The sequence below is a fragment of the Streptacidiphilus sp. PAMC 29251 genome (genome assembly GCF_054208735.2).
Genome location: NZ_CM135725.2, coordinates 8,194,579 through 8,208,865, shown reverse-complemented (window position 1 = coordinate 8,208,865; position 14,287 = coordinate 8,194,579). Strand labels below are relative to the sequence as shown.

Below are 14,287 nucleotides of genomic sequence, written 5' to 3'. Positions count from 1 at the left end.
GGGGTCGGTGCAGGGTGCCTACGCGGCGGTCCACTGCTGGTTGCTGCCGCCGTTGCAGTCCCACAGGTCGAGCTGGGTGCCGTCGGTGGCGTTGAAGCCGGGGTCGTCCAGGCACTTCCCGGAGGCCGGATTGATCAGGCTGTTGTTGGCGCCCTGCTGCCAGACCTGGTTGCCGCCGCCGTTGCAGTCCCACAGCTCCACCAGCGCGCCGTCCGCGGTCGAGCCGCCCGTGACGTCCAGGCACTTGCCGCCTGTTCGCAACGTGCCGTCCGAGTAAGGGGCCCATGTCTGGGCTGTGGTGCGGTTGCAGCCGTACAAGTCGACCTTGGTGCCGTTGGCGCTACTGCCGCCGAAGTCGTCCAGGCACTTGCCCGCGATGCCGGAGGCGAAGGCGCTGCTGGTACCCGGAGTGGGGCTGCCGTTGGCGACGGGTGGAGTGATCCATCCGGCGGCATCGGCTGCTTGGATGCCCTTGTTCCAGGCGTCGGCCATCTTCTGGTAGCCGCCGTCGTTGGGGTGCAGGGCGTCGTACAGGTCGGCCGTGGTCAGGGCGCTCATGTCGACGAACGCGACGTGCTTGCCGGCCGCCTGCTTGGCCGCGACCATGGTCGGGATCGTCGCGTTGTACGCCGGTTCGGCAGGGGCGACCACGGTGTTGGTCGACACGATCAGGTTCGCGACCAGGACGGTTGCGCTCGGGTCGTCCCGCACGATCTGATCGACCAGCGCGCTGAGCCGGGCCGGTGCGGTGGAGACCTGGTAGTTCTGCCCTAGGTCGTTGGTGCCGATCATCAGCGTGATCACGTTTGGCTTGTAGGTGGCCAAGGAGGAGTCGGTGATGGCGGCGATCTGGTCGATCCGCCAGCCTGAGTGCCCCTCGTTGTCGGGGTCCGACATCGTGCCGCCCTTGACCGAGCCCACGAAGTCCAGTTGATGGCCCTCAGCTGCCAGTTCGTTCCACAGCGGGCCGCGGTAGCCGTTGCCGGTGCTGCTCTGGTAGCCGTAGGTGATGGAGTCTCCCAACGGTTCCAGCCGCAGGGAGCTGGCGGTTGCGGCCGGGACGGCGGCCCTGGCGGGGGTGGGGGCGGCCTGGGCCGGTGCCGTGGCTGCCCCGGCGATCCCGAACGCGGCCGCTACTGCGAGTACGGGGATTGCCGATGATTTCTTCACAACCGACCTTGGCCTTTCGTGGGTGGGGTGGAGTGTCGCTCGAGTCGGCCACGGCCTGCGCGGCCGAGTGGATCCGTGCTCAGCTCTTGAGCCATTGCTGGTTAGTGCCGCTGTTGCAGGTCCACAGGTCGAGTTGGGTACCGTTGGTGGTGCTGAAGCCGGGGTCGTCCAGGCACTTGCCGGAGGCGGGGTTGATCAGGGAGTTGTTGGCACCCTGCTGCCAGACCTGGTTGCCGCCGCCGTTGCAGTCCCACAGCTCGACCGGGGCGCCGTTGGCGGTGGAGCCGCCGGTGACGTCCAGGCACTTGCCGTTGATCTGTAGCGTGCTGCCGCTCCACGTCCACGCCTGCGCGGGTGTCCCGTTGCAGTCGTACAGATCGGCCTTGGTACCGTTCGCGCTGCTGCCCGCGAAGTCGTCCAGGCACTTGCCGGCCACACCGGACTTCACCGCACTGGCAGAACCTCCGCCGCCTGTGCTGGCTCCGCTGGTGAAGGGCTGGAACTTGCGGGCGAAGTCCCGGGTGTTCTGGCTGACCCCGCTGCAGGTGCCCGAGGCGGCGGTCGCGCCCGCGCAGCCGCCGTTGTCCCGGTTCTGGGACCAGTAGGACAGCAGCGCGATACCCTTGGACGCGTCGTAGGACTCCACGTTGGCTGCGTCGGCCAGGGTGAAGACCTCTCCGGCGCTGTCGTTCTGGCCGATCATCGGGGTATTGCCGAGCTTGGCGTAGGCCGCCGCCGTGGAGATGCCGAAGGCGCTGGCGACCTGGCCCGCGGTCGCGTCCAGGGCCTGGTTGGAGGCATTGCCCATCTCGGTCCCGGAGGTGGCGTAGTCCATGGTCATGATGTTGACGATGTCCGGTGTGAAGCCGTTGGAGCGGGCGTTGTTGAGCAGGTTGACCCCGTCCTGGCTCAGGCCGTTGGGGTTGGCCGGGATGGTCAGCGAGATCGACAGTGCGCGGCCGTTGGTCGCGGCCCAGCTGCGGACCTGGGCCAGGGCCTTATCCCTGCGGTCGATCCCGGCCGCGTTGGTCAGCGAGTTCGACTCAATGTCGAAGTCGATGTGGGACAGGTTGAAGGTGGTGACCGCGGACTCGATCTGTGCTGCGGCGGCCAGCGGGGTGGAGCAGGCGTCGCCGAGCTCGGTCAGCGCGCTGTCGGATCCGTAGCCGCCGAAGGACAGCGAGACATCGCCGCCCTGGGCACGCAGGCTGTCGATCTGAGACTGCAGGCTCGCCTGCTGCCCGATCGACCACTGACAGTTCGCGCCGTCGGCGAACGCGATAGTGAAGAACTTCGTTCCGTAGCTGCTGGCCACATTGCTGAGCGTCAGATTGCCCGACCATGTGTCCGCAAATGGGGCGAAGACATGCGCAGGCCACGGGTTCGGCGAGGAGGCGAAAGCCGGGGAGGAGACTCCTATCGCAGCGGCACCAGCTGCTGCGAGCACCCCGAGCGCGGACAGAACAGAAACGGCTCTCGAACCTATAGCCATGCCATGACTCCTTGAAAGCTAAACGGGATACGACCGCCTTGCAGCCGCGCTGCGGCGAACAGCACGACATCAGGGCCGCGCTCAAAAAGTGCTCTCTGGCTTGTGCCGGGAGTTGCCCCCACCGGGGGCAGGAACGGGAAGATCCCTGCCCTCGGTGGGGTGGTGCGGTGTTAGGGCAGGTTCCACTGCTGGTTGCTGCCGCCGTTGCAGTCCCACAGGTCGAGCTGGGTGCCGTTGGTGGTGCTGAAGCCGGGGTCGTCCAGGCACTTGCCGGAGGCCGGGTTGACCAGGGAGTTGTTGGCTCCCCGCTGCCAGACCTGGTTCCCGCCGCCGTTGCAGTCCCACAGCTCCACCAGCGCGCCGTTGGCGGTGGAGCCGCCGGTGACGTCCAGGCACTTGCCGTTGATCTGCAGCGTGCTGCCGTTCGAGGTCCACGACTGGGCCGGGGTGCCGTTGCAGTCGTACAGGTCCGCCTTGGTGCCGTTGGCATTGCTGCCGGCGAAGTCGTCCAGGCACTTGCCGCCGATCCCCGACGTCACCGGGCCCGCGGAGCCTCCTCCGCCGCCGCCCCCGCCGGGGGCTTTGTTGTAGACCGCGACGTAGTCGATGTTCATCTGGCCGCCGGAGACGGTGGACCCATTGGGGCCTCCGCCGAAGGCGTTGGGGAAGCCGCCGCCCATAGCCAGGTCGAAGATGATGAAGAAGGGGTGGTCCACCGCGTTCGCCCATGTGGTGGCGTCCACTTGGTTGGCGTTGACGGTGAAGTAGTTGGTGCCGTCCAGGTACCAGCGGATCTGCTCGGGCGCCACCGAGCGGTCGATCTGCACGGCGTAGGTGTGGTAGCCGGTCTGGCAGCCCCCGCACGCGTGCTCGCCGCTGCCGATGCCGGTGCTCTCGTTGCAGGGTCCACCGGGGTTGACCCCGCAGTGCAGCGTCCCGAAGACCGAGCTGCGACTGTTGATGTCCTCCAGGATGTCCACCTCACCGGAGCCCGGCCACGCGGTCCCGGTGCGCAGCGTGGAGCCAAGCATCCAGAACGCGGGCCAGTACCCGGCGCCGTTGGAGGTGTTGAGGTTGGGCTGCTGGATGGAGGCCTGCATCTCGACGACCCCGCCGGCCGGTGCGCCGAATGTCGCCGCCTGTGTCTCCACCCGCCCGGACGTCCAGCCGGAGCCGGGGTCGCTGCCGGAGTGCAGCGCCTTGAGGACCAGGTTGCCGTTACCGTCGGTGTAGACGTTGGACGTGCTGTTGGTCATCGTCTCGATCTCACCGGTACCGAAGCTGCTGCCCGGTCCGGTGTCGTACTTCCACGTCCCGGTGTTCAGGCCGGCGTTGGCGCCGCCGTTGAAGTCGTCGCTCCACGTCGTCGTGAACCCCGCCGGCGGCCCCGGAACAGCGGCCGGTCTGGCGGCCAGGGTCACCGTCTGGGAGGCTGGGTGGGCGGTCGCCGCGGTGGCACTGCCGGCAACGCCGAACGTCGCCGCCACAACCGCGAGGGCGATCAACCCACGACGACCGCGCGATGTCCGTCTGTGTCTGGTGAACACTCACTTCTCCTTGCTTTATGCACACATCGGGGGGTGCAGAGCCCGCTGGTAGGCCAGACGTGGATTTTGGAAGCGCTCTCAAACGGGGCAGAGAGAGGTGCCTTGCTTCGAAGGTCTATTGGGGTCTTTCAGCGGGCCCCGCAGGTGGGGTGGGGTGGGGTGGTGTTAGGGCAGGTTCCACTGCTGGTTGCTGCCGCCGTTGCAGTCCCACAGGTCGAGCTGGGTGCCGTTGGTGGTGCTGAAGCCGGGGTCGTCCAGGCACTTGCCGGAGGCCGGGTTGACCAGGGAGTTGTTGGCTCCCCGCTGCCAGACCTGGTTCCCGCCGCCGTTGCAGTCCCACAGCTCCACCAGCGCGCCGTTGGCGGTGGAGCCGCCGGTGACGTCCAGGCACTTGCCGTTGATCTGCAGCGTGCTGCCGTTCGAGGTCCACGACTGGGCCGGGGTGCCGTTGCAGTCGTACAGGTCCGCCTTGGTGCCGTTGGCATTGCTGCCGGCGAAGTCGTCCAGGCACTTGCCCGCGATACCGGACTTGACCGCGCCGGTCGTGCTGCCGCCGCCGGGGGTGCCGGTTCCGGTGAAGGCGCTGAGGCCGTTGGGGGTGCCCAGTCCGGTCGGCCCGTCGTATCCGGTGGTGGCCGTGCACAGGTAGGAGGGGTTGCAGGAGCCGTCGGATCCGGAGGTGATGTCGTTCAGTCCCGAGCGGTGGGCGTAGAGCACCGAAGCGGCGTTCGTCGCCGGGGCTCCGGCCAGGGCGTACACGGAGGCGATGATCGGCGAGGAGGCACTGGTGCCGCCGACGGGGAACCAGCCGCCCGCTCCGTAGGTGTCGTAGACGGCGACCCCGGTACCGGGGTCGGCCACGGCCGAGACGTCGGCCACCGTGCGGTTGGCGCAGCCGGTGTCCGTCTGCCAGGACGGCTTGGCCGCCCAGGACGAGCAGCCCGCGCCCGAGCCGGACCATGCGGTCTCCGACCATCCGCGCGCGGATGAGCTGCGGTTCAAGGTCGTGCCGCCGGCGGCGACGACGTAGCGTGAGGAGGCGGGGTAGCCCACCCCGTAGCCGTCGTCGCCGGAGCTGGCGACGTCGACCACCCCGGCGTGGTTGAAGTCCCCGTCGTTGCCCGCGTCGCCGGCGTTGTCGCCGGTGCCCCAGCTGTTGGAGATGAAGTGCGCGCCCAGCGAGACCGCGGTGTTCTGGGCGGCGCCCAGGTCACCGGCCTCGACCACCAGGATGTGGCACAGGGGGCAGATCGCGGAGACCATGTCGATGTCAAGTGACGCCTCGGTGCCCCACCCGGTGTCGCCCGGCGGGTAGTTGCTCTGCTGGCCACTCTGGTTGACCTTGCGGAAGCACCCGTTGCCGGTGGTGCACGCGGGCAGGCCGAACTGGGAGCGGTACGTCCCGAGGTCTGCTTCCAGGTTCGGGTCGTCCGCGTTCTCCACGACAGCAACCGTCGCCCCTGCTCCGGCCGATGCCGAGGCGGAGGTGAGGTTGTAGGCGCTCTGCAGGTCCGCCGGACCGTAGCCGGAGGGGGTGGCGTTCGGCGCGAGGGCATCGGCGTGCAGGGCTTTGACGTCCGTGCGTATCAGCGAGTAGCAGACCGGGCCGCCAGGGTGCAGCGGCTTGGAACACGCGGCCTTGGTCGTGACATGGCTCGTGGTGGTGGATGGGACGGTGGTGGCCTGGGCTGCCATCGGTATCGCCGCGGCGAGTCCGATGGCAGCGGCAAATGCCACAGCCCATCGTGAGAGAGCTCTCATGGTTCTACCCAATCGGGGAGTCGCCCCAGGGCATGGGGGTGCCGCTGGGGAAGGGGAACGGGGCGTGCATAGTCTCGGCGTGCTGCCATAGTTCGAGGCAGTCCGCGGCGGGCCGGGAAGCGGCCTCGTGGCACGTCGACGTCGCCGGTGACGTGGCAGGACGCGGCCGCCCCCTCATCTGCGGGCAGGCAGGTGAGGCGGGCAGTGATCCGCCCCCATGGTCAGACGGCAGCAGCAGGCCGGACCGGTGGCCTGATCAGGCCACGGGAAGGTGGGGCGACCTGCAGGATGCGCGGGTCACGGGCGACGGGTAGCGGATTGCCGCTCCGCGCCGATCAGTGTGCATGGTTCTTCTCCTTCACTGCCCGCTGAACGCCGTACTACGGTGGTCGATCAGCGGGGCAAGACGGCTGGTGGTGGGGGTTGCACGACGGCATGGAAGCGGCACCGCGCGCAGACTCGTCATGGTCATGCCATGAAGGGGCGTGGTCGTTCAGCCTCCAGGGACACCGTGGGGGTGGGGTGGACGCCAATGCACATTGAGCACTCATGTTGGTTCTTCTGTCAATGGGACTGAGAAGCAAATTAGTTGACACAAAATCAAACATCGCGTGCGCGCCGCGACCATGGCCTGATCAGTTGAGGCGAGGACCCCAGGCCTCCGGCCTGCGAGGGGCGGGGTTCTCCGTCCATGCCCCTGCGCCACTGGGGGGCGAGGGAACGCTGCCGCTGCCCGGCCCGTGGGAACCGAGGCGTCATCCTGCCTTTAGCTCCGGCACAGGTTCACCCCCCGGGGCCACCGGGCCAGCCGCGCGGGCGAGCATCAGCGAGGCGGAGCCCGACATGACGCAGTCCCAGGATGCAGGCCGCGACAGGGACTGCAGGTCGACACAACGCTGACGGAGCAGGCGAATCCAGGGACCTTCGCCTGCATCCGACAGGGGGCAGTGACGCCGTGGCCGCACGAGCCCCCAGTGTCGCCTGGGCCCAAGCGCCTAGCCGGCGCCAGCAGGGCTGGCGTCTACCGAACTGCCCATCCCCCGCTGACCTCTACACGCCCCGGCCCCTCCTGCGGCCGTCAAAGGCCGCAACTGCCAGGCATGTCGCCCCGCCGCGGGCCCCGAGGCCAGTGGATGACAGATCTCAAGGATCTGATGCAACTTCGCGCCCATGGGATGCAAAAATCACTTCTCTGGTCCAGACCATTGACGCGTTCCCGGCAGATCCTTATTTTCTGAGAGCGCTCTCAATTTGCCTGGGCGCAACACCGCATCCCCTGGAGTCCTGCATGGAATTAGCGAGACCCACCCGACAGCAGACGATGTGCGGCTGCAACTGGCCAGGCGAAGAACCGATTTCGACGCCCTTGGGCGTGTCGGCGGCGGATGCACGCAGGCTCGGGCACACATGAAGTCATTCCGGACCCCAAGGCAGGGCCGGCGGGAACGCCCCTGGCAGCTCTCGGCGGCACCGCTGATCCTCACTGTCGATCACCCGTGCAGCACGCGAGTCCGGTAGCCCCGGGGTCCGTGAACCCTCGCCCCACACGGGGCTCCACCAGCGCAGCAGGTTGATCCAGCACCATCCGACGGCGGGCAGGCCGGCAAACCTTCGTTCTTGTGCACTTATGTTTCTTTGTCCAGGACATTGACCCGACAACGAACACGAAGCCACACTGTGCGCCAACTTGCCCCTGGAAGGTGTCAACTATGCAGCTCATCAAACGACTTGCCCCGCTTTGGGTCCTGGCGCTGCTCGCCGCGCTCCTGGCAGTGAGTGTCGGACCAGCCCAAGCCGCCTCGTCCACGTCGATCACCGTGGATGGAAGCCAAGGCGGACGTACCTTCGACGGCATCGGTGCGATCAGTGGCGGCGGCGGCAACTCGCGCCTGCTGACGGACTACCCGGCCGCCCAGCAGTCCCAGATCCTGGACTACATGTTCAAGCCCGGTTACGGGGCTAACCTGCAACTGCTCAAGCTGGAGATCGGCGGCGACGCCAACTCCACCGACGGCTCCGAGCCCTCCATCGAGCACAGCCGCGGGGCAATCAACTGCAACGCCGGCTACGAGTTCTGGCTCGCCCAGCAGGCGCAGCAGCGCAACCCCAACATCGGGTTCTACGGCCTGGCCTGGGCCGCTCCGGGGTGGATCAACAACGGTTTCTGGTCCACCGACACCATCAACTACCTGATCTCCTGGCTCGGCTGCGCCAAGTCGCACAACATCAACGTCAAGTACCTAGGCGGCTGGAACGAGCGCGGCCACGACGTCAACTGGTACATCCAGCTGCGCTCGTCGCTGAACGCGGCCGGCTATTCCGGTGTGCAGATCGTGGCCGACGACAGCGGTTGGAGCACGGCGGACGACATGAAGTCGAACGCCGCGTTCAACAACGCGGTCTCGATCATCGGGGCGCACTACTCCTGCAACGGCGGTGACGGTGGCAACGCCGACTCCTGCTCCAGCACCGCGGTCGCGCAGGCCAACGGCAAGCCGCTGTGGGACAGCGAGAACGGATCCCAGGACATGAACACCGGGGCCCCGGCCCTGATCAGGGCCATTACCCGCGGCTACATCGACGCGAAGATGACCAGCTACTTCAACTGGCCCCTGATCGCCGCGATCACCCCCAACCTGCCCTACAGCACCGTCGGCCTTGCCACCGCCGGGTCACCCTGGTCCGGCAACTACACCATCGGCGCCAGCACCTGGGCCACCGCCCAGGTCACCCAGTTCACCCAGCCGGGCTGGAAGTTCATCGACTCCGCCTCCGGGTACCTGGGCGGCGCCGAGTCCAACGGCACCTACGTCACGGTGAAGTCGAACACCAATTCTGACTACTCCACCATCCTGGAGACCACCACCGCGGGTTCGGCCCAGACGGCCAACTTCACCGTCAAGGGCGGCCTGTCCACCGGCACCGTGCACGTGTGGGCCACCAACGTCAACAATCCGAGCGCGGCCACCAGCTTCGTCCACACCCAGGACATCACCCCCAGCAATGGCGCCTACTCGCTGACCATGCAGCCGGGCTACGTCTACACCGTCACCACCACCACCGGCCAGGGCAAGGGCACCGCCACCGCCCCGGCCGCCCATGCCCTCGCGCTGCCCTACTCCGACACCTTCGACGCCGACGCCAGCGGCACCGAGGCGAAGTACTTCTCCGACATGCAGGGCTCCTACGAAGTCCAGCCCTGCGCCGCCGGCCGCTCCGGCCAGTGCCTGCAGCAGATGGCTCCCGTCAAGCCCATCGAGTGGCAGGACGACTCCGACGCCTACACCCTGGCCGGCGACCCCACCTGGTCCAACTACACCGTCAGCGCCAACGCCCTTCTCAGCGCGTCCGGCACCACCGAGCTCCTGGGCCGGGCCGGCACCCAGTCGCGCCCACAGTCACACATGAACGCCTACTACTTCCGGATCAGGGACACCGGGCAGTGGTGGGTCGAGAAGATGTACACCGACGGCTCCAACCACACCATCGCCACCGGAACCACCACCGCGCTGGGCACCAACAAGTGGCACAACCTCTCGTTCACATTCCAGGACTCCACCATCAGCGCCGCCGTCGACGGCACCACCATCAGCACCGTCACCGACACCTCCTTCCAGAGCGGTCAGGCAGGCCTGGGCATCCAGGGCTACCGGACCGACCAGTTCGACAACTTCTCCGTCACCCCAGGCACCGGTACCGCCCCCACACCCAAGGGACAGATCACCTCCGGCATCGCCGGCAAGTGCCTGGACGACTTCGGCGCCTCCAGCACCGCGGGTGCCGTCGCCAACATCTGGGACTGCACCGGCTCCAGCTCACAGTGGACCGCCACCGGCGGAACGCTGCAGGTCAACGGCCTCTGCCTCGACGTCACCGGCGCTGGCACCGCCAACGGAACCCTGGTGGGCCTGTGGACCTGCAACGGCGGAGCCAACCAGCAGTGGCAGGCCCAGAACGGGGCGCTGGTCAACCCGAGCAGTGGACGCTGCCTGGACGACCCCGGCTTCAGCACCACCAACGGCACCAAGGTCGACATCTGGGACTGCAACTCCGGCAGCAACCAGCAATGGACGCTGCCCGCGACAACCTGAGCCGCCCGCCACACAAGAGATCGTCACCGGCTCCCGCCACAGCCTCGGCTGCAGCCCGGCTCACGGGACGCTCGCGGGTGGACGCCGTCACCAAAGCGTCCACCCGCGACCGCACAGCCTCGTTCGACACATGCACCAGCGGCCGGCCGAACCGCCACGCCCGTAGCCACCGACAACGACATCCCGGGGAACGCATGGAAGGCACGGAAGTCCGCAAGCTGACACAGCTGGAGGGCCGTCACTGGTGGTACCGCGAACGCCGAGCACTCCTCGCCCGCGAACTGGACCAACTGCAGACACACGGCATCGCCCTGGACATCGGCGCGGCAGGAGGCGGCAACACCCAGGTCCTGCGCTCCCATGGCTGGAAGGCCATAGCCGTCGAATACGGAACCGAGGGCGCCGAGGTCGCACGGGACCGCGGCCTGACCGTGATCCGCGCAGACGCCCGCCAACTGCCGATCGCCGACCGCACCGTCGATCTCGTGGTCGCGTTCGACATCCTTGAACACATCGTCGAGGACGGACAAGCCATGGCGGAGATGCATCGCGTGGTGCGCCCCGGCGGGACCGTCCTGATCGCAGTTCCCTGCGACATGAGGCTGTGGTCGGCTCACGACGTCGCCGTCGACCATGTCCGCCGCTACGAACGACACACCCTGCAGCAGGTGGTGCAGGCAAGCGGATTCACCATCGAGACACTGCACAGCTGGAACGTCCTGCTACGGCCGGTCGCCGCCTGGCGGCGCAGGACAAGCACCGGCAGCGACCTGGAGGACCTCCACCCGCTCACCAACCGAGTCCTCAGCACCGTGATCGCCGCCGAGCGCTACCTGCCAGTGCACGCACTGCCCGGCGTCTCACTCCTGCTCCGGGCACGCAAGCCGGCAGGCCTTGCGCCGGACGGGACACCGCGGTGAACCCTTCCAGCCGGGATCCGCTACCTCCAGGAGCTACCTCCGATGCCCCCAGGCCGCCGGAGCCTAGGACGGCCACCGAAGTGAAGAACCTGCGGCACCGCCTCCCTCTCTGACAGTCTCGACTGAGACGTCCGGTTCGTCCGGGTTAGTCTGGATGGGCGAGACAGGAGATTCCCGGCATGGCTTCCAATACCACCACCTCACGCACAGCCCCCGAGCCCGACCCGGCCCCGCGGCCGAAGCGGCGCACGTTCACGGCGGAATACAAGCTGCGGATCGTCGCTGAGTACGATGCCGCCCCCAGCGGGGAGAAGGGCGCGGTCCTGCGCCGCGAGCGGTTGTACCACTCGCACATCATCGAGTGGCGGGCCGCGCGAGACGCCGGAGCGATGGCCACGCTCGCCGACCGGCGGACCTCGCCCGCACGCCCCAAGAGGCCCGCCGAAGCAGCCGAGGCCGAGCGGCTGCGCAAGAGGCTGGCCGTCGTGGAACGGGAGCTGGCGCAGAAGGACGCCGCCCTGGAGCTGCTGGGAAAAGCTTCCGCACTCTTGGAACTGCTCTCCAAGAGTGCGGGCTGAAAGCCGAGGCCGAGCAGGTCGCCGACGAGCTCTTCCAGTCGCTGGAGCGGGAGTTGAACACCACTGCGGCCTGCCGGCTGACCGGTCGCTCACGGGCCACGCACTACCGTCGGCTCAACCCGCCCCCGCCGCGCGAGCGCGCTCCGCGCCCCTCGCCGCCCTCAGCTCTGGCTCCGGCGGAGCGCGCGCGGATCCTGGCACTGATGAACAGCCCGGCCTATGCCGAACTGGCACCTGCCCAGATCTGGGCGCGCGAACTGGACGAGGGCCGCTACTACTGCTCAGTGCGCACGATGTACCGGATCCTGGAGGCCCAGGGCCAGACCGGCGAGCGCCGCCGCCAGGCCACCCACGCCGCCAAGTCCATCCCCGAACTCGTGGCCACCGCCCCCTCGCAGGTCTTCAGTTGGGACATCACCAAACTGGCCGGACCAGACAAGGGCATCTGGTACCACGCCTACGTCATCATCGACATCTTCAGCCGCTACGTCGTCGGCTACACCGTGGAGATGGCCGAATCGGCCGAGCGCGCCGAGGAGTTGATCAGCGAGACCGTCGAACGCAACGGCATCGCCCCCGAGCACCTGCACGCGGACCGCGGCACCTCGATGACCAGCAAGAAAGTCTCGCAGTTGCTCATCGATCTGGGCGTGACGCGCTCGCACTCGCGCCCCAAGGTCTCGAATGACAACCCGTACAGCGAAAGCCAGTTCAAAACCACGAAGTACATGGCCGACTACCCGGCGCGGTTCGACTCCCTGAACCACGCACGCGAGTGGTTCGACTCATTCATTGCCTATTACAACCATGAGCATCGCCATTCGGGCATCGGGCTGCACACGCCTGCGTCCGTGCACTTCGGCACCGCCGGCCAAGTCCAGGACCAGCGCGCCGTCACGCTCAACGAGGCATACGCCCGCCACCCCGAACGCTTCGCCCGCCGCCCCCGCCCGCCCAAGATCCCCGATCAGGCGTGGATCAACGACCCCGCCAAACGCAGAGAACCCGAATCAGCACAACAGAGCGCATAACCGTACGAACGTCTCATTTGACTTGACACGTTCCGCCTGGCCGTGGTATTCACTCCCCTGGTCCTGACCGCCGCAGGTATCGCCGTCGCAGCAGCGCCCCCAGCGTTGCCCGCAGGTGCTGCCGTGGCCCGGACCATCGCCGCGCCTGCCGCGGCCGCAGTCGATCACACGCTCGCCCTGACACCGCAGATGGGCTTCAACAACTGGAACTCCACGCACTGCGGCCCGCAGTTCAACGAGGCGATGGTCAAGGGCATCGCTGACCGCTTCGTCTCCGAGGGCCTCAAGGACGCCGGATACCAGTACGTCAACCTCGACGACTGCTGGGCCCTGCCACAGCGCGACGCCGCCGGCAACCTGGTCGCCGACCCGGCGCGCTTCCCCGACGGCATCAAAGCCCTCGCCGACTACGTCCACTCCAAAGGCCTCAAATTCGGCCTCTACTCCACCGCAGGAACCATGACCTGCAACAGCTCGGGCTTCCCCGGCGGCCTGGGACACGAGCAGCAGGACGCGAACCTGTGGGCGTCCTGGGGGGTGGACTACCTCAAGTACGACAACTGCGGGAACAACGGCATCGACGCCAGGACCCGCTACCAGGCCATGACGAACGCACTCAAGGCCACCGGCCGCCCCATCCTCCTCAGCGTCTGCGAGTGGGGTACGAACCAGCCCTGGACTTGGGCCCCCGCCCTGGCGAACTCATGGCGCACCACAGACGACATAAACGACACCTGGTCTAGCATGATCAGCATAGTGCACCGGAACCAGGCCCTGGCTGCCTACGCCAGACCCGGAGCGTGGAACGACCCGGACATGCTGGAGGTCGGCAACGGGGGATGACCGACACCGAGTACCGCACCCAGTTCACCCTGTGGTCCGAGATGGCAGCACCCCTGCTTATCGGCACCGACCTCCGCAGCGCACGCCCCGCGACCCTGGCGATCCTCAAGAACACCGACGTGATCGCAGTCGACCAGGACCCCCTCGGCAAGCAGGGGACCGTAGTGTCCTTGGCCGCGGGACTGCTCGTCATGACCAAACCCCTGGCGAACGGCGACCACGCGGTCACCCTCACCAACGAGAACACCCACTCAGCGACGATCTCCACCACAGCGGCCGCCGTGGGACAGGCAACCGCACCCTCGTACCGGCTCACCAATGCCTGGACCAAACAGATCTCCACGACCACCGCAACGATCAGCGCTGTCGTCGCACCGCACGGAACCGTGATGTACCGGGTCGCTGTCGGCAGCGGAAGCAGTACCGGCACCACCCATCCCCTAGTCAACCCCTTCTCCCACCGATGCCTGGACGCCAAGGGCGGCGCGACCGCCCCGGCACCGCGATCGAGATCTGGGATTGCAACAACGGCACTAACCAGGCTGTCACCCTGTCCCCCACCGACGAACTGCGCCTGTACGGCGACACCCGGTGCCTGGACGCGTACGCCAACCACGCCTCCCCTGGCACCCAGGTCGAACTCTGGCGATGCAACGGCGGCGTCAACCAGCAATGGCGGCTCAACCCCGACGGCACCATCACCGGCATCCAGTCCGGCCTTTGCCTCGATGTCACCGGCGGCGACAAACCGGCCGCCGACACCGACGGCACCGCACTGGAGCTCTGGGCTTGCAACGGCGGCGCCAACCAGCAATGGAGCCTGGGCTGACCCGGACGCGCACACGACTGTCCCA

Annotated in this window: 8 protein-coding genes and 1 pseudogene; 5 read left to right on the top strand and 4 right to left on the bottom strand. The window is 67.6% G+C overall.

The genetic code is table 11. The features are described from left to right. Positions 1–18: 18 nt before the first annotated feature. The 4 genes from ACXKR8_RS38905 to ACXKR8_RS38890 form a co-directional block, all read right to left on the bottom strand. A complete protein-coding gene (locus ACXKR8_RS38905; RefSeq protein ID WP_458269225.1) occupies positions 19–1,170 on the bottom strand; it encodes a ricin-type beta-trefoil lectin domain protein in 1,152 nt (383 codons plus the stop codon). 79 nt (positions 1,171–1,249) lie between these two features. Beyond that, positions 1,250–2,485, bottom strand: a complete 1,236-nt coding sequence (locus tag ACXKR8_RS38900) for a ricin-type beta-trefoil lectin domain protein (protein ID WP_462100016.1) — start codon at positions 2,483–2,485, stop codon at positions 1,250–1,252. 347 nt (positions 2,486–2,832) lie between these two features. After that, complete coding sequence (locus ACXKR8_RS38895; RefSeq protein ID WP_458269223.1) at positions 2,833–4,167, bottom strand: ricin-type beta-trefoil lectin domain protein; 1,335 nt, start codon at positions 4,165–4,167, stop codon at positions 2,833–2,835. A gap of 207 nt (positions 4,168–4,374) precedes the next feature. Beyond that, positions 4,375–5,904 carry a ricin-type beta-trefoil lectin domain protein gene (locus ACXKR8_RS38890; RefSeq protein ID WP_462100015.1) on the bottom strand — a complete coding sequence of 510 codons (1,530 nt, stop codon included), beginning with the start codon at positions 5,902–5,904 and terminating at the stop codon, positions 4,375–4,377. A 1,775-nt stretch (positions 5,905–7,679) separates the two neighbouring features. Between ACXKR8_RS38890 and ACXKR8_RS38885 the strand changes: the two genes are divergently transcribed. The 5 genes and pseudogenes from ACXKR8_RS38885 to ACXKR8_RS38865 all read left to right on the top strand — a co-directional run bounded on the left by ACXKR8_RS38885 (position 7,680) and on the right by ACXKR8_RS38865 (position 14,262). Further along, positions 7,680–10,061 carry a ricin-type beta-trefoil lectin domain protein gene (locus tag ACXKR8_RS38885; RefSeq protein ID WP_458269221.1) on the top strand — a complete coding sequence of 794 codons (2,382 nt, stop codon included), beginning with the start codon at positions 7,680–7,682 and terminating at the stop codon, positions 10,059–10,061. 194 nt (positions 10,062–10,255) lie between these two features. Next, complete coding sequence (locus ACXKR8_RS38880) at positions 10,256–10,981, top strand: class I SAM-dependent methyltransferase (RefSeq protein WP_458269220.1); 726 nt, start codon at positions 10,256–10,258, stop codon at positions 10,979–10,981. Positions 10,982–11,160: 179 nt separating this feature from the next. After that, positions 11,161–11,559: a transposase gene (locus tag ACXKR8_RS38875; RefSeq protein WP_458266979.1), complete on the top strand. Its 399-nt coding sequence runs from the start codon at positions 11,161–11,163 to the stop codon at positions 11,557–11,559. Then, positions 11,556–12,590, top strand: coding sequence for an IS3 family transposase (locus tag ACXKR8_RS38870; protein WP_458274906.1), 1,035 nt, complete (start codon positions 11,556–11,558; stop codon positions 12,588–12,590). Before ACXKR8_RS38875 ends, ACXKR8_RS38870 begins: the two co-directional genes overlap by 4 nt. Positions 12,591–12,668: 78 nt before the next feature. Further along, positions 12,669–14,262, top strand: a pseudogene (locus tag ACXKR8_RS38865) (glycoside hydrolase family 27 protein). Positions 14,263–14,287 lie beyond the last annotated feature (25 nt).

Bases quoted from the DNA above. Each gene is read 5' to 3' on its own strand.
- ACXKR8_RS38880 (WP_458269220.1), top strand. From the start codon at position 10,256: ATGGAAGGCACGGAAGTCCGCAAGCTGACACAGCTGGAGGGCCGTCAC.
- ACXKR8_RS38875 (WP_458266979.1), top strand. From the start codon at position 11,161: ATGGCTTCCAATACCACCACCTCACGCACAGCCCCCGAGCCCGACCCG.
- ACXKR8_RS38885 (WP_458269221.1), top strand. From the start codon at position 7,680: ATGCAGCTCATCAAACGACTTGCCCCGCTTTGGGTCCTGGCGCTGCTC.
- ACXKR8_RS38890 (WP_462100015.1), bottom strand. From the start codon at position 5,904: ATGGCAGCCCAGGCCACCACCGTCCCATCCACCACCACGAGCCATGTC.